The 19496-nt window shown below is 68.9% G+C and carries 19 protein-coding genes; 2 read left to right on the top strand and 17 right to left on the bottom strand.

Annotated features, from left to right (window positions below; translation table 11 throughout):
* Positions 1–180: 180 nt before the first annotated feature.
* Positions 181–1971, top strand: coding sequence for an ABC transporter transmembrane domain-containing protein (locus IE075_RS01370; protein ID WP_189452578.1), 1791 nt, complete (start codon positions 181–183; stop codon positions 1969–1971).
* Between the two features lie 184 nt (positions 1972–2155).
* On the opposite strand, the gene IE075_RS01365 is transcribed toward IE075_RS01370, so the two are convergent.
* From IE075_RS01365 to IE075_RS01330, 8 genes are all read right to left on the bottom strand, one after another.
* Positions 2156–2374 (bottom strand): cold-shock protein, encoded by a 219-nt coding sequence (locus IE075_RS01365; protein ID WP_189452575.1) that lies wholly within the window; start codon positions 2372–2374, stop codon positions 2156–2158.
* A gap of 114 nt (positions 2375–2488) precedes the next feature.
* Entirely contained in the window at positions 2489–3241 is a 753-nt protein-coding gene (locus IE075_RS01360) for an S-methyl-5'-thioinosine phosphorylase (protein ID WP_189452573.1), read from the bottom strand.
* A gap of 81 nt (positions 3242–3322) precedes the next feature.
* Positions 3323–3874, bottom strand: coding sequence for a hypoxanthine-guanine phosphoribosyltransferase (locus tag IE075_RS01355; RefSeq protein ID WP_189452571.1), 552 nt, complete (start codon positions 3872–3874; stop codon positions 3323–3325).
* Entirely contained in the window at positions 3874–4869 is a 996-nt protein-coding gene (gene nagZ / locus IE075_RS01350) for a beta-N-acetylhexosaminidase (protein ID WP_189452569.1), read from the bottom strand. The genes IE075_RS01355 and nagZ overlap by 1 nt, the downstream gene beginning before the upstream one ends.
* Positions 4870–4980: 111 nt before the next feature.
* On the bottom strand, positions 4981–5493 hold the full coding sequence (locus IE075_RS01345; protein ID WP_189452567.1) for a CYTH domain-containing protein: 513 nt from the start codon (positions 5491–5493) through the stop codon (positions 4981–4983).
* Positions 5494–5644: 151 nt separating this feature from the next.
* On the bottom strand, positions 5645–7018 hold the full coding sequence (gene rlmD, locus IE075_RS01340; RefSeq protein ID WP_229792357.1) for a 23S rRNA (uracil(1939)-C(5))-methyltransferase RlmD: 1374 nt from the start codon (positions 7016–7018) through the stop codon (positions 5645–5647).
* A gap of 103 nt (positions 7019–7121) precedes the next feature.
* Positions 7122–7760: a DUF1318 domain-containing protein gene (locus tag IE075_RS01335; protein WP_189452562.1), complete on the bottom strand. Its 639-nt coding sequence runs from the start codon at positions 7758–7760 to the stop codon at positions 7122–7124.
* A 21-nt stretch (positions 7761–7781) separates the two neighbouring features.
* Positions 7782–9806, bottom strand: coding sequence for a hypothetical protein (locus IE075_RS01330; RefSeq protein ID WP_189452560.1), 2025 nt, complete (start codon positions 9804–9806; stop codon positions 7782–7784).
* 30 nt (positions 9807–9836) lie between these two features.
* Here IE075_RS01330 and IE075_RS01325 point away from each other — a divergent pair, with 30 nt between their 5' ends.
* Complete coding sequence (locus tag IE075_RS01325) at positions 9837–10535, top strand: Hpt domain-containing response regulator (RefSeq protein WP_189452558.1); 699 nt, start codon at positions 9837–9839, stop codon at positions 10533–10535.
* Between the two features lie 6 nt (positions 10536–10541).
* On the opposite strand, the gene recO is transcribed toward IE075_RS01325, so the two are convergent.
* From recO to rpoE, 9 genes are all read right to left on the bottom strand, one after another.
* Positions 10542–11285 carry a DNA repair protein RecO gene (recO, locus tag IE075_RS01320; RefSeq protein ID WP_189452556.1) on the bottom strand — a complete coding sequence of 248 codons (744 nt, stop codon included), beginning with the start codon at positions 11283–11285 and terminating at the stop codon, positions 10542–10544.
* Between the two features lie 106 nt (positions 11286–11391).
* Positions 11392–12285, bottom strand: coding sequence for a GTPase Era (era, locus tag IE075_RS01315; protein WP_189452554.1), 894 nt, complete (start codon positions 12283–12285; stop codon positions 11392–11394).
* Positions 12286–12470: 185 nt separating this feature from the next.
* Complete coding sequence (gene rnc / locus IE075_RS01310; RefSeq protein ID WP_189452552.1) at positions 12471–13157, bottom strand: ribonuclease III; 687 nt, start codon at positions 13155–13157, stop codon at positions 12471–12473.
* 7 nt (positions 13158–13164) lie between these two features.
* Positions 13165–13551 carry a DUF4845 domain-containing protein gene (locus IE075_RS01305; RefSeq protein WP_189452550.1) on the bottom strand — a complete coding sequence of 129 codons (387 nt, stop codon included), beginning with the start codon at positions 13549–13551 and terminating at the stop codon, positions 13165–13167.
* A 42-nt stretch (positions 13552–13593) separates the two neighbouring features.
* Positions 13594–14379: a signal peptidase I gene (lepB, locus tag IE075_RS01300; RefSeq protein WP_189452548.1), complete on the bottom strand. Its 786-nt coding sequence runs from the start codon at positions 14377–14379 to the stop codon at positions 13594–13596.
* Between the two features lie 127 nt (positions 14380–14506).
* On the bottom strand, positions 14507–16300 hold the full coding sequence (lepA, locus tag IE075_RS01295; protein WP_189452546.1) for a translation elongation factor 4: 1794 nt from the start codon (positions 16298–16300) through the stop codon (positions 14507–14509).
* A gap of 97 nt (positions 16301–16397) precedes the next feature.
* Positions 16398–17918, bottom strand: a complete 1521-nt coding sequence (locus IE075_RS01290; protein WP_189452544.1) for a Do family serine endopeptidase — start codon at positions 17916–17918, stop codon at positions 16398–16400.
* Positions 17919–17987: 69 nt separating this feature from the next.
* Positions 17988–18860, bottom strand: a complete 873-nt coding sequence (locus tag IE075_RS01285) for an RseA family anti-sigma factor (RefSeq protein ID WP_189452542.1) — start codon at positions 18858–18860, stop codon at positions 17988–17990.
* A complete protein-coding gene (gene rpoE, locus IE075_RS01280) occupies positions 18857–19477 on the bottom strand; it encodes an RNA polymerase sigma factor RpoE (protein WP_189452540.1) in 621 nt (206 codons plus the stop codon). Before rpoE ends, IE075_RS01285 begins: the two co-directional genes overlap by 4 nt.
* Positions 19478–19496: the final 19 nt, after the last annotated feature.

The following is a 19496-nucleotide window of genomic DNA, read 5'->3' as shown; positions in this document are numbered from 1 at the left end:
CGCCGGCCCCGCCGAGGCTGCATCCGCTCTTCTTCAACCGAGTCAACAACGGTGAACGCGCACGCGCAGCCGCGCGCAACGGCCTGAAAGCACCCGCGACCGCCGCGGGCGTCGTCGCCGAAACACGCGAAAGCGAAGCCAACCCTGCGCCCGCAGCAGCCGATCGCCGACAATGCGCGGATGAGCGATTCCTCCGACGCCCCCTCCCCCGCCGACGCGACCCCCGCCACGAAGGCGCCGATCGGCAGCCTGCGCACGCTGTGGCCGTTCGTCAGCCGCCACCGCGGGCTGTTCGTCGGCTGGCTCGCCGCGCTGGCGGTATCGAGCAGTGCAACGCTGAGCCTGCCGATCGCGTTCCGGCGCATGATCGACGAGGGCTTCGCCGCCGGCGGTGGCGACGCGGTCGATCGTGCGTTCGTGCTGCTATTCCTCGTCGCCGTCGTGCTCGCACTCGCAACGGCCGCCCGCTTCTTCTTCGTTTCACTGCTCGGTGAGCGCGTCGTCGCGGACCTTCGCGAGCGACTGTATTCACACCTGCTCTCGCTCGACATCGGATTCCACGACCGGAACCGCAGCGGCGAACTCGTCTCGCGCCTGACCGCGGACGCCGAGCTGCTGCGTAGCGTGGTCGGCTCCGGCATGTCGGTGGCGTTGCGCAGCGCCGTGACATTCCTCGGCAGCATCGCGCTGCTGTTCGTGACAAGCCCCCGACTGGCGTCGTACGCGCTGATCGGCATTCCGCTCGCCGTGTTGCCGATCGTGCTCGGTGGGCGACGTCTGCAGAAGATGTCGCGCACAAGCCAGGACCGCATCGCAGAAGCGAATGCGCTTGCGAACGAAACCTTGGGGGCCGTGCGCACGGTGCAGGCGCACGCGCGCGAGCCGTACGAACGCGGCCGCTTCGGCGATGCAGTGCGCATGGCGGTGCACGCCGCCGCGCGACGCATCCGCGCGCAGGCCGTCGTCACCGCGGTTGCAATCGTGCTGATCTTCGGCGCGATCACGCTCGTGCTGTGGTCGGGCGCGCATGACGTCGTCGCGGGCCGCATGAGCGCGGGTGCCCTTGGGCAGTTCGTGCTCTATGCGCTGATCGGCGGCGGCTCGGTCGGCGCGCTCGCTGAAGTGTGGAACGAGCTGCAACGCGCTGCAGGCGGAATGAGCCGAATCAGCGAGCTGCTCGAAGAGACCAATGCCGTGCGCGCGCCGGATTCACCGACCGCCTTACCACCCCGCGTGCGCGGCGAGATCGTGTTCGAACGCGTGACGTTCCATTACCCACTCCGGCCCGACCTGCCGGCGCTCGACGACTTCGACCTGCGCGTGATGCCGGGCGAGACCGTTGCGCTTGTCGGCCCGTCCGGCGCGGGCAAGAGCACGGTGCTGTCGATGCTGCTGCGCTTCCACGATGCGCAGGCCGGCAAAGTGCGCGTCGATGGCGCCGATCTGCGCGCGCTGGATCCCGCGGCACTGCGCGAGGCGATCGCGCTCGTGCCGCAGCACCCGACGATCTTTGCAGCCAGCGCTGCCGACAACATCCGCTACGGGCGCCTCGATGCCGACGACGCCGCGCTCGCCCATGCGGCCCGCGCGGCGCACGCGAACGAGTTCATCGATGCATTGCCCGACGGCATGGCGACCGAGCTCGGCGAGCGTGGCGCCCGGCTGTCTGGCGGTCAGCAGCAGCGCATTGCGATTGCACGCGCGCTGCTCAAGGACGCGCCCATCCTGCTTCTCGATGAAGCGACGAGCGCGCTCGACGCGCAGAGCGAGCGGGCCGTGCAGCTCGCGCTGGAAACGCTGATGGAGGGCCGAACGACGCTCGTGATCGCCCACCGGCTGGCCACGGTGCTCAAGGCAGATCGCATCGTCGTGATGGACCGCGGACGCATCGTGGCCGAAGGCACCCATACGCAACTGCTCGAGCGCGGAGGGCTGTACGCGGAGCTTGCACGGCTGCAGTTTCTGGACTGACTGGCCGAGGTAACGATCGGCTGAAAAAAGACGCGTCGGGCTTTTCGATGCCTGCGCGGTACGCGTTCGCGACGTTCGCAAGGTTTACCGCGATAAAGGCCGACGCTTCGCTCCAAGCGAGCCGCACGCGACCGCTAAAAAAAGACCCCGCCGGAGCGGGGTCGGGAATTCGGCTCTGCGTCGATCAGGCCGTGGCGGCTGCCATCGGGGTGACACCCGATGCCTGCGCGCCCTTCGGGCCTTGGGTCAGCTCGTAGCTGACGCGCTGGCCTTCCTGCAGGCTGCGAAAGCCCTTGGCGTTGATCGCGGAGAAGTGCACAAAAACATCCGCACTGCCGTCCTCTGGCGAGATGAAACCGAAGCCTTTGGCGTCGTTGAACCACTTCACGGTGCCGTACTGCATATCCATGACCTCATGCTGGGTGCGATGTGCGCTGGCGCGTGATGCGGCTCAGTCGCGGTCCGAGTATGCAAACTGAACGATGAGAAAACAATTGCAGCAAAGTCCTGCAATGTTTCATTGCGGCAACAAAGCGCGCAACAGCGCCGGCAGGCCCTCGGAAGCAGCGGCCACGTTGTCGAGCACGTCCTGCAACGTGATGACTTCGTCCGGGTCCGGACCGGCGCCTGCGGCCCAGTTCGCGACGATAGCAAGGCACGCGTAATCCAGCCCGAGTTCGCGTGCGAGCGCAGCCTCCGGCATGCCAGTCATACCGACGAGGTCGCAGCCATCGCGGCGCATGCGCGCGATCTCGGCGCGTGTTTCAAGGCGCGGGCCTTGCGTAGCGCCGTAGCAACCGCCGTCGACGAGCGCGACGTTCGCGCGCTGCGCTGCATCGATCACTTCGCGGCGCAGCGCACGCGTGTACGGCTCACCGAAGTCGACGTGGATCACTTCCGTGCCGGATTCTTCGCAGATCGTCGAGACGCGGCCCCAGGTGTAGTCGATAAGCTGGTCCGGGCACGCGAGGACGCGCGGACCGAAGCGCTCTGTGATCCCACCGACGGTGTTGAGCGCCAGCACGCGGGTCGCACCGATCTGCTGCAGCGCAACGAGGTTTGCGCGGTAGTTGATGCGGTGCGGCGGCAGCGAATGTCCCTCGCCGTGGCGCGCGAGAAATGCGACGCGGTGACCCGCGAGCCGACCCACGCGGACCGGACCCGACGGCGTGCCGAAGCGTGTTTCAGGCTGCAGGGTCTCGACGTCGGCGAGGTCGGCCAAGCGGTACAAACCGGTGCCGCCAATGACGGCCAGTGCGATCGGATCCATGTCGTCTCCATTCGCGGCGCGATGCAAGTCGAGCGCCGCGTTTGATTCACTGCGCCGGGTCAACGCCGGCGCACACGCGGCTCAGCGCAGCGCGTAGATTCGCGGCAGGTTGCGGCCCTGCTCGTGGTAGTCCATGCCGTAGCCGAACACGTACCGGTCCGGCACGTCGACGCCCGCGTAATCGGCGCGGATGCCATCCACGCAGCGGTCATGGCGCTTCACCGCGAGCGCGGCGATGCGCACGTCGCTGGCGCCCTGTTCGACGCACCAGTTGCGCACTGCGAGCAGGGTGTGGCCCTCGTCGACGATGTCATCGACGAGCAGCACGAGTCGACCCTGCAACGACGTCGCCGGCCGGTGCTTCCACACGAGCTCGCCGCCCGAGGTCTCTCCGCGGTAGCGCGTCGCGTGCAGGTAGTCGAACTCGCAATCCAGCCCACGCTCGCCGAGTGCAAGTGCGAGTTGCCCGGCGAACGGCAGCCCGCCGTGCATGACGGTGAGGAAGACCGGCCGCGGGCCGTCCGCAAGGTCCGCGTTGATCGCGTCGGCCATCGTCGCGATCGCCTGTTCGAGCACGTCGCGCTCGTGGATCACGTCCGCGTTCGCGAGCGCGGCCTTCAGATCGCCGGCCATCAGCTCAGTCCCTCGAGGCGGTTGCGGGTGTCGCTGTAGCGGCCGTCGGCGAGCAGCCCGTCCCAACCCATCACGCCGCGGCCGAGCAGGCCGGCCAGCGCCATCGTGTTGAGCGTGCGGCCCTCGACCGCTTTGAGCGATTCGTCGACGAGGTCCGGGTGGCAGACGAGCACGACGTCGCAGCCGGCATCGAGGTGTGCGTCGATGCGCGACTTCACGCCGCCCGCGGAGAACGCAGCCGCCATGCCGATGTCATCGGAGAACACGACACCGCGAAAACCCATCTCCTCGCGCAGGATCTCCTCGATCCACTTGCGCGAGTAACCGGCCGGCTCGGGCGCCACCTTCGGATAGACGACGTGCGCCATCATCACCGCGTCGGCCTTTGCCTCGATGCCCGCGACGAACGGCACGAGGTCGAGCGCGCGGAGTTCTTCGAGCGGACGGTCGTCGACGGCGTTGTCGAAATGCGTGTCCTCAAGCACCGAGCCATGGCCCGGGAAGTGCTTGAGCGTCGCGGCCATGCCGGCCTCGTGCATGCCTTGGATGTACGCACGGGTGAACGCGGCGACGACGTGCGGATCGGCCGAGAACGCGCGATTGCCGATCGCGAGGTTGCCGCGACCGAGATCGACGACAGGTGCGAAGCTTAGGTCGACGCCGCTTGCGCGGATCTCGCTCGCCATCAGCCAGGCGTGTTCCTGCGCGAGCTGCAACGCGGCGGCCTGCTCCTGCGCGAACAGGGCGTTGAAGTTCTCGAGCGGCGGCAGCGCGCTGTAGCCGTCGCGGAAGCGCTGCACGCGACCGCCTTCTTGGTCGACGCACACGAGCTGCGGTCGCGGCGCGGCCTCGCGGATCGCCTGCGACAACTCGGCGACCTGCTGCTTCGATGCGAAGTTGCGCGAGAAAAGAATCACGCCGGCGCACGCGTCGTGCTGCAGCCAGTCGCGCTCCTGCGCGGTGAGTTCGGTGCCGGCGATGCCGATCACGAGCATGCGGAGACTCCTGGGCGGTGCCCAACGAAAGCGGCGCGCATTGTCGCGCAGATCGCGTGAGCGGGCATCCGGCGTGCGAGCGGTCGAGCCTGCACGGACCCTGCGCTGCCGTTATGGCGGGCCGGCGCGCTCCGTGTCGCTCCATTCGCAGAACGGCCGCGTCGACAGCGCGAGGTTGTAGAACCGCGACTGGTCCGTGACTTCCTCGCCGATCCAGTCGGGGCGTTCAAACGCCGCGTCGGCCGACTCGAGCTCGAGCTCGGCCACGACCAGCCCGACGTTGTCGCCGAAGAATTCGTCGACTTCCCAGGTGCGCCCGCCGTGGTCGACGTAATGGCGGCGCTTGTCGACGAGGCCGCCGACACACAGCGCGAGCAGTGCGCGCGCGTCGTCGACCGGGATCGGATAGTCGAACTCCTGCCGCGTGTGCCCGAGCTCGCGCGACTTGAGGTTGAGCCACGCGCCGTCGCCCGCGATGCGCACGCGCACCGAGGCTTTCATCGCGCCGCGGTCCATCGCCGCCAGATCGTTGAGGTAGCCCTGCGCCATCGGCTCGACCTTGCGCGCCGCAGCGCGCCAGCCGTCGCCGGTGACCCGGAACTTGCGTTCGATTTCGATGCCCATCGACTTTTCCTTTGGCGGGCCCGCGGGTTCAAGGCCTCAAAACGTGTTCGATCAAGCGTGGCGACGCGTCGCGTGAAGCCTGGCAAACGTGTTCAGCAGTGCGTGTGGACGCGTTGCAGGGGCCGCGCAACCGTGGTCATGCGCGGCCGGGTCACGCGCGGCGGGGCTCGAACACCGCGATGCTCTCGACATGCGCGGTGTGCGGGAACATGTCCATGACGCCGGCGGCCTCGAGCTTCCATCCCTTCTCGTTGACGAGAAAGCCCGCGTCGCGCGCGAGCGAGGCCGGGTGGCAGCTCACGTAGACGATGCGGCGGAACTGCGCCAGCGGCAGGTGCGCAAGCACGAAGTCCGCACCCGAGCGCGGCGGGTCGAGCAGCAGGCGATCGAAGCGTTCCCTCATCCACGGCTCGCGTGAAAGATCCTTCGCGAGGTCGGCCGCATGGAACTGCGCGTTCGCGATGCCGTTGTGCTCGGCGTTCTCGCGCGCTCGCTGCACGAGACCCGCCTCGCCCTCGACGCCGACCACTTCACGCACGCGACGCGCGAGCGGCAGCGTGAAGTTGCCGAGCCCTGCAAACAGGTCGAGCACGCGGTCGCCCGGTTCGGACTCCAGCAGATCGAGCGCCGTCTGGATCATCTTGCCGTTGAGGCCGGGGTTGACCTGGATGAAGTCGAGCGGTCGGAACTTGAACTGCAGGTCCCACTGCGGCAGCGAAAACGACAGTTGCGGGTCGGCCGGCCACAGCGGATGCACGGAGTCGAGACCGCCCGGCTGCAGGAAGATCGCAAAGCGCTCCGCCTGTGCGAACGCGACGAGCGCTGCACGATCGCCCTCCGACAGCGGCGCGAGGTGCCGGACGGTGAGCGCAACGCCGTCGAACTCGGGCGTCGGATCGCCTGCAATGAACTCGATCTGCGGAACGTCGCGGCGTGCATCGAGCGAATCGACGAGCGCGGCAATCGCTTCGATCCGCTCGCCGATCTGCGGCAGCACCGTGTGGCAATGCGTCACCTCCGCGACGAAGCGCGGATCGGTCTCGCGGAAGCCGACAAGCGTCTTGCCCTTCTTTTCGACGCGGCGCACCGAAAAGCGGCCCTTGCGTCGGTAGCCCCAGCTGGCATCGGCGAGCGGCGGCAGCACGCGTGCCGGACGCACGTGGCCGATGCGCTCGAGGTTCTCGAGCAGCACGCGCTGCTTCGCATGGATCTGCTGGGCCTCATCAAAGTGCTGCATCGCGCAGCCGCTGCAGGTGCCGAAGTGCCCGCAGCGCGGCTCGACGCGCTCGGGTGCCGCCTGCAACACCTCGACCGTGCGCCCCTCGTCGAAGTTGCGGTGGCGGCCCGTCTGCACGGCCATCACGCGCTCGCCCGGCAGCGCGCCGGCAACGAACATCGCCTTGCCGTCGCGGCGGGCAACGCCGCGGCCGTCATGGGTGAGGCCGGTGATCTCGGCTTCGAAGGGGGTCTTGTCGATGCGGGCCACGGTGCGCTGCTGCGAATACGAAGCCGCGCATTGTCGCAGAAGCCCGCACCGCGCCGGCCGCGCGCGTCGCCCGAACCCGCACAAACGCGAACGGCCGCACAGGCGGCCGTTCGGGGCGCAGGCACTCAGTCCGCCTGACGCGTCACTTTTGCTTCCACGCGCCGCCGCTCTGGTACCACCAGCCCGAACGCGCGCTGTCGATCCACTGCTTCGCAAACACCTCGCGGATGCGGTCTTCCCACTCCGGATGGCCGTTCGCCACCGCGACTTCGCGGTACACCGCCTTGCGGTCGCGGTTGTCGTCCGCAACGGCCGAGTTGATCGCGACGCGATCCTTGAGCGGCAACTTGCCCGCATCACGCACGACGATCGTGCCGTCGCTCGCAAAGCCGAGCGCGCCCGCCTCGAAGCCCGCACGCAGCTGGGATTCGAAACGCTCCGCCATGCGTGCCTGGATCGCCTGGATCGCCGGCGTCTTGATCGTCATGTCGGGCGACTGCGCATGCGCCGCGCCCACACCCAGAACCGCCCAGACATCAACCCGCCGCGCCAGCGCGGCCAGTTCGGACATCGCGTCGCGCGCGTCATGCCGCGACGCGCTCTGACCGCCCGGCCCCTGCTCGACCGGCTTCGGTGCCTTCGCCTCGTCGCCGATCACGTTCTCGACGAATTCGCGCGCGGCCTCCTTCGCCTCGGCCGCCGGGAAGTACACGTTGATCGTCACGCACGCGGTCAATGCCACGGCTGCGATCGGCAGCCCCATCCAACGCACCATCGTCATTTCTCCAGGCGCCTTGCGCCGTCAGTCCACCACGGGCCGTACATCGCCCGACCCCACGGCCGCCAGGCGCTCGACCAGCGTCGGCCAGTCGACGCGTTGGTTGAACCCTACAACCGTCAAACGCGGCAGCCCCGCGCCTTCGACGATAGTAAATGCGCGCCCCGCTGAACCGAGCCCGTTCATCGTGCACACCTCATCGACGAGACGGCACCCGATGCCGATCCGCGAGTAGCCGAAGTCGTCGAACAGCGCGAGCGCCTGCCCCTGCAACGTGTTGACGAACGACGCGTCACCGACGCTGGACAGGTCCTGCACCGCGCGCTGGCTGATGCGCTGTCGCACGCCTCGGCGGCGATCGGTCTGAAGCCGTGCGTCGAACGCAACCGGCTGCCAGTCGACGAGTCGGAGGCCGTCGATGCGACCGTCGAGTCGGCCGGTGATGCTGCCGAACCCGAACACGCCGGTGAGCGCTTCGAGATCGAGATCGTCGAGTGCGATGTCGGCCGTCATCGTGGGCGCCGTGCCGAACGGACGCTCCATCGCAACCGCCGACACCGCGACCTGCCCGTCGAACAGCTGCATCGAAAGGCCGCCGTCGAACGTGAGCCGATCCTCGCGATAACGCGCCTGTGGGATGCGCCCGCTCAGCGTGCCGCCGAACGCGGGCCACTCCATCGCCTGCGCGAGTTGCGACACCTCCAGGCCGTCGAGCCCGAGCCCGAAGCGCACATCGAAGCGCTCGCCGCCGGCGGGCGGCCGCAACACCAGATCCTCGATGCGCAGCGAGCCGCCGAGCACGCCGACCGCAAGATCCTCGCGCAGCCGCATGGCGCCGCCGCCGCTTGTCCACGGCAGGCGGGCGGGACCGAACGGCAGCCCGTACAGCGCGCCCTTGCGCCACGCGAGCGCGCTGTCGATCGCCGCCCCGGCCGAGAAGCGCACGTCGCCCGCCAGGCCCTCAAACGCGAAGCGCCCGCGCGGATCGTCGAACCCGGCATCGTCGAGCACGAGGGCGGCACTCTCCACCTCGCCGTCGTCGACCACGAGCGCGCCGCGCGCACCGCCGCTCGCGCGCAGATCACCCAGCCCCGCCGATCCAAGCCATCCGGACAGGTAATGCGCCGCAAGCGCCTGCAGGACCGGGCTGCGGAACTCGACGCCGAGCGTCGTGGGTGTGCCGTCGGGCGCAAGCAAGGCACGCGCGTCGACTTCGAGCACGCCCGCGTCGCGCCACGTAAGCACGGGCAGTTCCCAGCGCCCGCCTCCTGCCTGCCTGGCTTGCACCTGCAGCGGGACGGTGCGTGCGCCGAGCGCGACGTAGGTGCGGTCGAACAGCAACTCGCCGCCCTCCAGGCGGCCATCGATTGCGATGCGGTCGACATCACCGAATTCGGCATCGAGATCGAAGCGTGCGCCGAGCTGCTCGGCGGCAATGCGACCGTCCGGGGTGTCGAGGCCGGCGCCGCGCAGGACGACGGGCCCGGTGATGCGCAGCGACGCCCGCTCCGGCGCGGCAATGGTCAGCGACGCGTCACCGGTGCCCGCGGTGAACCGGGCCTCGCTCCACGCCTGCGCGAGCAACGCCTGCGTCCATTCGAGCGGCACGGCGGTCAGGTCGATGCGGGTCAGCGTCGGCTGCGCGGCGGCGCGGCGTACGTGGATCCGCGCGGCGCCGCGCGCGAGCGTGGCCTGCGTGTGGGCGTCGTCGAGCAGGAATGAAAACTCGAACGGCCTGGAGCCGCCGGCCCGCAGGGCGCCCGAGCATCGCCAGCGGCTTCCCTCCCGCTGCAGCGGACAGGTCCAGTCGAGGTTTCGGAACCGATAACCGAGGTCGGGCGCGTCGAGCCGCTCCGCACGCAGCCGGAGCGTGCCCGCCTCTGCGCCATCGGGCCAAGCGAGCCGCACTTCGACGCCCTGCAGCGTGGCAACCGGGGTCGCCACGCGTTCGATGCGGGCGACGGCCGTGCGTGCGTCCGCCACCGCCGGGCAGGCGGCAATCGAAACAAGCAGCAGCACTGAGAGCCGGCGTACGATGGCAAGCGACATGGTCGAAGGATACGGCCGGGAGACATCACGATGGACCGCAATCCCCGCGTATTGCTCGTCGAAGACGACGCCGTCAGTTCCAGCGTGTTCACTCTCGCGCTCGAACGCGCAGGCGCCCACGTCGATGCCCGTGGCTGCGTCGCGACCGCACACGACGCGGCAACACACGCACACCACGACCTGTGGCTCATCGACGCCCACCTGCCCGACGGCACCGGCATCGACCTGCTCGCATCGCTGCGTGCTCGAGGCCTGTTCGCGCGCGCGATCGCGCACACGGCTTCGAGCGATCCGGCGCTGCACGCGCGGCTGCGCGACGCCGGGTTTGTCGACGTACTCGTCAAACCGTTGCCGGCCGCCGAGCTGGTCGCGGCCGTATTGCCGTCCTCGAGCGTTGAACGCCGACGCGAGCCCGCTGATCGGTGGGACGACCCGCAGGCGCTTCGCGCGCTCGGCGGCCGCCGCGAATCGCTGCTCGCACTGCGCGCCCTCTTCCTTCAGGAGCTGCCCGACGCGCTTGCGCGCTGTCGCACTGCCGTGCACACGCATGACGACGCGGCGCTGCGGGCGACGCTGCATCGCCTGCAGGCAAGCTGCGCGTTCGTCGGCGCAGCCACCTTGCTCGAGTGCGTGCACGCCCTGCGTGGTGCGCCGGGTCCATCGACGCTTGCCGAGTTCGAACGCGAGGTAGGCGCCTTGCTCGCACGCGCGCCGACCGACGTCGCCTGACCGGCGCTATGGCTCCGGCGGCCGCGATTCACGGCCGACGCGGGCCATCTCCCCGATCAGTTCCCACGAGCGCAGGCCGCGCGGCCCCAGGTGATGCGCGAGCACCTCGCGCATCGGGCGTCGCAGGCTGACGAGGTCGTCCGGCGTCGGCGCGGTGTCCGACGCGAGCGCGATCAATGCGCGGCCCGTCGCCGCATGGCTGCGATCGCCGCGACCGCGGTCACTGAGCACGCGCTGCGGCCCCTGCTCGGGGTCGAGCCGGTAACGCGCGGCCGGATCGACCGGGCCGTGCGCGTCCTGCGCCCAGTCGAGCCCAACGCCGAGCGCATCGAGCAGATCGCGCTCGTAACGGCGCAATGTCCACGCAAGCGAGTCGCCATGACGAAGCCGCTCGCGTGCGTACGCGTACGCCTCGTACAGCTCCGGCTGCGGGTCGTCGCGAGGCGTCAGGCGCAGCGTGAGTTCGTTGAGATAGAACGCGGCGAGCATCGCGTCGCCGCCGAGCCGCGGAGCGGCATCGAGCGCTTCGGCCGACACCAACCGCGCGAGCTCGCCGCGCTGCACCGCATCGAAGCGGATCGACTGCAGCGGTTGCAGCGCCGCGCGCAGCACATGGCGCTTCGGGCCCTGCACGCCGCGCGCGACGATGCCGAGCCGCCCATGTCCCGCACTCAGCACCTCGACGAGCAGGCTCGTCTCTCGCCACGGGCGCGTGTGCAGGACGAACGCGGGCTCCGCGGTCAGGCGCATCGGACGGTCTCGGGACTCGCTTTAGTGCATCGGGGACGCGCGATCACGGTGCGCGACACCGCATCAACGCGCCGTGGTCCGCATCGATGCGAACCCGCCCTCGTCGTCAGTCGTATCCGAATGCGCGCAGCGCGGCTTCGTCGTCCGACCAGCCCTCACGCACGCGCACCCAGGTTTCGAGAAACACCTTCGATCCAAACAGGCGCTCCATCTGCTGGCGCGATTGGGAGCCGACCTCGCGCAGCCGCTCGCCGCCCTTGCCGATGACGATCGCCTTCTGGCCGTCACGCTCGACCCAGATCACCGCCCCGATGCGCAGCAGCGCGCCGTCGACGACGAAACGCTCGATCTCCACCGTCGTCGCGTACGGCACTTCGTCCCCGAGTTGGCGCATGAGCTGCTCGCGCACGAGCTCGCCTGCAAGGAAGCGCTGGCTCTTGTCGGTGATCTCGTCTTCGGCGTAGAGCGCAGCTTGCTCGGGCACGAGCGCGAGCACGTCGCGCACCAGCGCTTCGAGCCCTTTGCGCTTGAGCGCCGATATCGGATGGACGGCAGCGAACTCGCGTCCCTCGCTGATCTTCGCGAGGTACGGCAGCAACACCGTCTTGTCCTTGAGGCGGTCGACCTGGTTCACGACCAGCACGACCGGCACGCCGGAGCTGCGCAACACGTCGTAGGCCAGTCCGTCCTCGTCGTCCCACTGGCCGGCGCGAACGACCAGCATCGCGGCGTCCACGCCCTCGATCGCACCGCGCGCCGCACGGTTCATCATGCGATTCATCGCGCGCTTCTGCTCGCGATGGATGCCCGGCGTATCGACGAGCAGCAACTGCCCTTCGGGAAACGTCGCGATACCGAGCAATCGGTGCCGCGTGGTCTGCGGCCGGTTCGAGGTGATGCTGACCTTCGCGCCGACGAGCGCGTTGACGAGCGTGGACTTGCCGACGTTCGGCCGGCCGATGACGGCGACATGGCCGGCGCGATGGGGAGCGGTATTCATCCGGCGATTGTCGGCGCGCGGAGCATGCGTGGCAAACCGCATGCAGCAGACATCGATCTGGAGTTGGAATCGCGGGATGACGCCGGCTCTGATGCAAGCGGCATTTGTGGCCGCCTGGGTATGTGCGGATCGCACCTCGCGGGCTCAATGCTCTCCCGCGATCGAACCAGCGCAAAGGCCCGGTTTCAGCTCTTTGCGCGCCGAGCCTCGAGGTCCACGAGCGCCGCTTCGGCGGCGACCTGCTCGGCCGCCCGGCGCGACGCGCCTTCGCCCTCGGTCACGAGCGCCAGGTCGGTCACGGCGCAGCTCACGTGAAAGGTCTTCGCGTGCTCTTCGCCCGATTCGGAGATCAGCGTGTACACCGGCAACGGCTTCTGACGGCCCTGCAGCCACTCCTGCAGGCGCGTCTTCGCGTCCTTACCGACCTTGTGCGGCGGCGGCAGCGCTTCGATCGCGGACTCGAACCAGGGCAGCACGGCGGCGCGGCAGGCTTCGAATCCGGCGTCCAGGTAGATCGCGGCCACAATCGCCTCGAGCGCGTCGGCCAGGATCGAGTCGCGTCGGTGTCCGCCGGATTTCATCTCGCCCGGCCCGAGCGTCAGCTTGGACCCGAGCTCGAGCGTGCGGGCGATCGGCGCGAGTGCGGACTCGCGAACGAGTTCGGCGCGCGCGCGGGTGAGCGCGCCTTCGTCGGCCTGCGGCCAACGGGCGAACAGCGTCTCGGCGATGAACAGATTGACGAGCGCGTCGCCAAGGAACTCGAGCCGCTCGTTGTGGGGCGTGCCCGCGCTGCGGTGCCGCAGCGCCTGCGCGAGCAGCGCCGGGTCGCTGAAACGGTGCGCGTCGAGGCGCTCGGGCGAGGACCCGCTCACGCGCGGCTCAGTAGCTGCCGGAATCGCGCTCGCGGCGAAGTTCCTGCTCGGCTTGGAAGCGGCCGACGACGTCGATGTTGGCGATCAGCGGCTTGCGCACTTCGTAGTCCACGTTAACCACGAACCCGGCATCCTTGCGCGTGATCTTCACGTGCTCGGGCTTCACGTTCTCCGCGTAGCTCACGTACAAGCGACGGAAGAACAGGTCCTTGATGCGCGCGGTGTCCTGCGTCGTGATGCCCGGCTCCTTCGCGATGCCCTCGAGCGACTGCTTGACCGTGTAGTACTCCGAGTACATCGGGATCAGCTTCATGCCCATGTACGCGAACACGCCCGCGACCCCCAGGACCATGATGAACCCGATCAGGGTCATGCCCCGCTGTTGACGCTTCATCTGCTCACTCCCCTCGTCACGCCCGGACAGCCGGGCACCCGGTTACTCGATCGAGCTGCCGATGCGCGACAGATCGATGCCCCCGTCGATGTTCATCCAGATCAGGAACGCCTTCCCGCGGAGGTTCTTCTCCGGCAGGAAGCCCCAGTATCGGCTGTCTTCACTGTTGTCGCGGTTGTCGCCCATCACGAAATAATGCCCCGCCGGCACGACCCACTCGCCCTCGCCCTGACCCGGGTACAGCGACTCGGTGCGCTCGAGGATGCGGTGCGGCTGGTCACCGAGCTGCTCCTGGATCTCGGCGGCGCCGGTCATCTCGGTGCCGTTGCCCCGGCCCTCGTAAGTCCCGACCGGCGAATACGCGAGCGGCTCGCCGTTGAGAAGGACCTGGTTGTCGCGGTAGGCGATCCGGTCGCCCGGCAGGCCCACGACGCGCTTGATCCAGTCCTGCTCCGGGTGATGCGGCGGGCGGAACACGACGACGTCACCGCGCTCGGGCGCCCCAAGCTCGACGAGCTTGCGGTTCGTCACCGGCAAGCGCAGGCCGTAGGTGAACTTGTTGACGAGGATGAAGTCGCCGGTCAGCAGCGTCGGCATCATCGAGTTCGACGGAATCCGGAACGGCTCGGCGATGAAGCTGCGCAGCACCAGCACGACCAGGAGCACCGGGAAGAACGCCTTCGAGTAGTCGACGACGATCGGTTCCTTGCCCTCATCGAGCAGTCCCGACTCGGACGCGCGGCGCTTCTCGAAGAAAAGCTTGTCGAGCAGCCAGACGAGCCCGGTGAACACCGTCAGCACGACGAGGGCGATTTCAAACCAGCGCATCTTGTTTCCTTGAAAGGCGAATGCAGCCCGGCAGTCCAATCACGGCGCGGGCGGCGGCCGTGATGCCGCGGGCCGCGACCGGCTCACCGGGCGCGTGCCGCTCGAACGAGCGTCCAGGCGTTCCTTGTTATTTGTTGTCCATCTGCAGCACGGCCATGAAGGCCTCCTGCGGAATCTCGACGCTACCGACCTGCTTCATCCGCTTCTTGCCCTCTTTCTGCTTCTCGAGGAGCTTCTTCTTGCGGCTGATGTCACCGCCGTAGCACTTGGCCAGCACGTTCTTGCGCATCGCCTTGACGGTCGAGCGCGCGATGACCTGCGAGCCGATCGCGGCCTGGATCGCCACGTCGAACATCTGGCGCGGAATCAAGTCCTTCATCTTCTCGCACAGGTCGCGGCCGCGTCGGTCGGCATGACTGCGGTGGCAGATGATGCTGAGCGCGTCGACCTTGTCGCCGTTGATCAGCGTGTCCACGCGGACGAACGGGCCTTCCTGGAAGCGCACGAACTGGTAGTCCAACGATGCATAGCCGCGGCTGACCGACTTGAGCTTGTCGAAGAAGTCGAGCACGACCTCGGCCATCGGCAGCTCGTAGCTGATCTGCACCTGCTGGCCCATGTAGGTGATGCCGATCTGCGAGCCGCGCTTTTCCTCACACAACGTGATGACGTTGCCGACGTAATCCGGCGGCGTGAGGATGTTCGCGCGGATGATCGGCTCGCGCACTTCCTCGACCATGTTCACCGGCGGCAGCTTGGCCGGGTTGTCCATGGAAACGATCGTGCCGTCGGTCTTGAGCACCTCGTAGACCACGGTCGGTGCGGTCGAGATCAGGTTGAGGTTGTACTCGCGCTCCAGGCGCTCCTGCACGATCTCCATGTGCAGCATGCCGAGGAAGCCGCAGCGGAAACCGAAGCCCATCGCCTCGGAACTTTCGGGCTCGAAACGCAGCGCGGCGTCGTTGAGGCGGAGCTTGTCCAGCGCCTCGCGCAGGTCCGGGTAGTCCTCGGCATCGACGGGGAACAGGCCCGCGAACACGCGCGGCTGCATTTCCTGGAAACCGGGCAGCGGCTTCGGCGCCGGATCGCCGGCGAGCGTCAGCGTGTCGCCGACCGGCGCGCCGTGCACGTCCTTGATCGCCGCGTGGATCCAGCCCACCTCGCCCGCGCGCAGCGCCGGCAGATCCTTGCGCTTGGGTGTGAACACGCCGACCTTGTCGACCTGGTGCGAGCGGCCGGTCGACATCACCAGCAGCTTGTCGCCGGGCTTGATCTCGCCCTGCATGACGCGCACGAGGCTTACGACGCCGAGGTAGTTGTCGAACCACGAGTCGATGATCAGCGCCTGCAGCTTGTCGGTGTCGCGCGGCTTCGGCGGCGGAATGCGATGCACGATCGCTTCGAGCACGTCGACGACGTTCAGGCCGGTCTTGGCGCTGATCGCCACCGCGTCCTCGGCGTCGATGCCGATCACCGCCTCGATCTCGGCCTTTGCGCGGTCGATGTCGGCCGTCGGCAGGTCGATCTTGTTGAGCACGGGCACGACTTCGAGACCCTGCTCAACGGCGGTGTAGCAGTTCGCGACGGACTGAGCTTCGACGCCCTGTGCCGCGTCCACCACGAGCAGTGCGCCTTCGCATGCGGCCAGCGAGCGGCTGACCTCGTAGCTGAAGTCGACGTGCCCCGGCGTGTCGATGAAATTCAGGAAGTACGTCTGCCCGTCCTTGGCCTTGTAGGGCAGCGAGACGGACTGGGCCTTGATCGTGATGCCGCGCTCGCGCTCGATCGGATTCGAATCGAGCACCTGGGCCTCCATCTCGCGGGCCTCGAGGCCGCCGCACAGCTGGATGATGCGATCGGCGAGCGTCGACTTGCCATGGTCGACGTGGGCGATGATGGAAAAATTGCGGATCTGCTGCATCGGGCGGCGCGGCTCGGGAAACGGGCAAAAACAGCGCGGAAGTATCGCACAGCCCGCAAGGCCGCCCGCGCCGGTCCGGCGCAGGCGGCGCGCGGCGTCAGCGGCCGTCGGCCGTCACGGTCACCCACTGCGTTGCACCGCCGCGGCGGACGAGCAGCATCACGGTCTTACCGGCCTCAACGCCGCCAAGCGCCTTAGCGAGCGCTGCGGCGCCGTCGACCGGCGTGCGACCGACGCGCAGGATCACGTCGCCCGGCTGCAGGCCTGCCTCGCGGGCGCCCTCGCCGTCGACGCCGGTGATGATCGCGCCCTGCCCGGCTTCGACGCCCAGGCGCTGGCGCTCGGCGGGCGCGAGGTCACGCGCGGCAATGCCGAGCGCGTTGCGCGCCGCCGGCGCGGGCGGCGCCCCGGCCGGGGCCGGTGCGTTGCCCGGCGCAGCGGCGGCCGTGGCGGGCTCGAGCGCGTCGAGCACGACCGGGATATCGCGCTGGCGACCGTCGCGGATCACCGTGATCGTCGCGCGCGTGCCGGGCGGGAGCAGGCCCACCAGCGGCGGCAGGTCGCTCGACACATCGACCGGCTTGCCGTTGACGGCGCGGATCACGTCGCCGACCTCGATGCCGGCCTTCGCGGCTGCGCCGCCGGGCTGGACCGCGTTCACGAGCGCGCCGCGCACGTCCTCGAGGCCGAGCACCCGCGCCTCCTCGGCCGTGACGAGCTGCACGCCGACGCCGAGCAGGCCGCGGCTCACGCGGCCGGTCTCGCGCAGCTGCTGCACCGCGTTCATCGCCACGTCGATCGGGATCGCGAAGCTCACGCCCATGTAGCCGCCGGAGTTCGAGAAGATCTGCGAGTTGATGCCGACAACTTCGCCCTTGGTGTTGAGCAGCGGGCCGCCCGAGTTGCCGCGGTTGATGGCGACATCGGTCTGGATGAATGGCACGTACTGCTGGTTCGCGTAGGGGTTCGCGCGGCCGACGGCACTCACGATGCCCGCGGTCACCGAGTGATCGAGCCCGAACGGCGAGCCGATCGCGACGACCCATTCGCCTGCTTTGAGCGGCTTGCCGCTGGTGCGTAGCGCGGGCAGGCCCTTGCCTTCGACCTTCAGCAGCGCGACGTCCGACTGCTCGTCGCTGCCGATGACCTTGGCCTGGAACTCGCGCCGGTCGGCAAGGCGCACCGACACCGTCTCTGCACCGTCGACCACGTGGTGGTTTGTCAGCACGTAGCCGTCGTCGGAGATGAGGAAACCCGTGCCCTGCGAAATGCCACGCGGGCGCGGGCCCTGCTGCGGGCCCGGCATCGGCATCTCGTCGCCGAAGAAACGACGGAAGATCTCCGGAATTTCTTCCTGGCCCGGCGCGCCCTCCGGGCCGCCGCGCATCGCACTCCGCGAGCCGACTTCGGCCGAGATGCTCACGACCGCCGGGCCGACCTGCTGCACCAGGTTCGTGAAGTCCGGCAGGCCGGACACCATCGACACTGCCGGCGGCGCGGTCGAGGGCACGGGCGGCAGCGCGGCCGGGCGGTTGTCGGGCGATTGCGCCGTGCAGGCGGTCGGCAGAGCGATCGCGATCGCGCCGACGAGGGCGAACGCGCGCAGCGGTCGGTTCATGGAATCGGCCTCCGAAGGGGATAACGGATTGTGGTCACGCGCCGACGGTCGGCACGTGACGGCGGAACGTCAGGGCTCGCGCGACACCGGCACGTCCACCGGCGGCTCGAACGGGTAGAACGAACGCGCGTCGGCGTTTGGCGCCTCGAAACTTGCGGTCAACGCACCGGCGGCCTGCGAGTTCGGGAGCACCGCGCGCGGCCATGGACGCGTGACGATTTCGGTCGCGGGACGGAACGGATCCGGCGCAAGCTCGGCGACGCGCGCGTCGGCTTCGTCATCGCGCTGGACGTCGCGCGCATCCCGCGCCGTCGTCGTCCGCGCGGCGAGCACGCGGCGCTCCGCGCGCGGCACGCGACGAGCGACCCGCGGTTCGGCGTCGTCCGCACTGGAAGCGACGACGGCGGGCGCGGGATCAACCGACGGCGATGAAGCGGACGCGGCCACGTTGCGATCCTCGACGCCGGGCTGAGGCACGCTGACCGCGGCAATGTCGCGCTCGACCGCGCCAGGCTCTGCTGCTTGCTGCGCAACGACCGACGAGGCCGGATCAATCGCAGGCGGCTCGACCGGCGGGCGAGCAACGAACACCGCGACGGCGGCCAGCGATGCTGCGAGCGCGCCGCCGATCCACATCGGGGCGCGACGACGCGGTGCGGCGCCGGCCGCGGGCCGCGACACAACGGGCATGAACTCGGGCACCGGCACGGGCTCGCGTGCGACCGCGTCGTGCACGCGCAGGGCGAAGTCGGCCGGCGCGGCAGCCGTGGCCTGCCCGCGCAGCGCGTCGCCGATAAGCTGCCAGCGCCCGCAGGCCTGCTGCCACTCCGCGTCGTGGCCGAGGCGCTTGCGCGCAAAACGCGCGGCATCGGCATCGAGCGCGTCGTCGAACAGCGCGCTCAGGTTTTCCAGCTCGTCGGCATTCGGACGGTCGGTCGTCATGGGCGTGCCCGCTCCCGGGTGGTGTGGTCGAGCAAGGGTTGCAGTTGCACGTCGATCGCCTCGCGCGCCCGGAAGATGCGCGAACGCACGGTGCCGATCGGGCACGCCATGCGCTCGGCGATCTCGTCGTAGCTGAGGCCGTCCATCTCGCGCAGGGTGAGCGCAGTGCGCAGCTCTTCGGGCAGCGCCTCGACCGCGCGCATCACCGTGCGCTCGATCTCTTGCCGCAGCAGTTCGTGCTCGGGCGTGTCAGTCACGCGCAGGCGCGCACCGGTGTCGAACTGCTCGGCATCGGACGCGTCGATGTCGTCGGTCGGCGGGCGGCGGTTTTGGGAAACCAAATGGTTTTTTGCAGTGTTCACGGCAATCCGGTGCAACCAGGTATAGAACTGGGCGTCGCCCCGGAAACTGCCCAGCGCGCGGTAAGCGCGGATGAACGTTTCCTGCGCGACGTCCTGGCATTCGCTCCAGTCCGGCACGTAGCGTCCGATCAGCGAGGTGATCCGATGCTGGTACTTGCGCACCAGTGCATCGAACGCCGCGCTGTCGCCGCGCTGCACGCGACGGACCAGCTCGTGGTCGAATTCCGTTTCCGGGGAAAACAATTTATCGGCCATGCCGCGCCGGCACTCCTGT

It is taken from the genome of Cognatilysobacter bugurensis (assembly GCF_014652095.1).
GTDB lineage: Bacteria > Pseudomonadota > Gammaproteobacteria > Xanthomonadales > Xanthomonadaceae > Cognatilysobacter > Cognatilysobacter bugurensis.
This window is presented reverse-complemented; position numbering and strand designations above follow the sequence as displayed.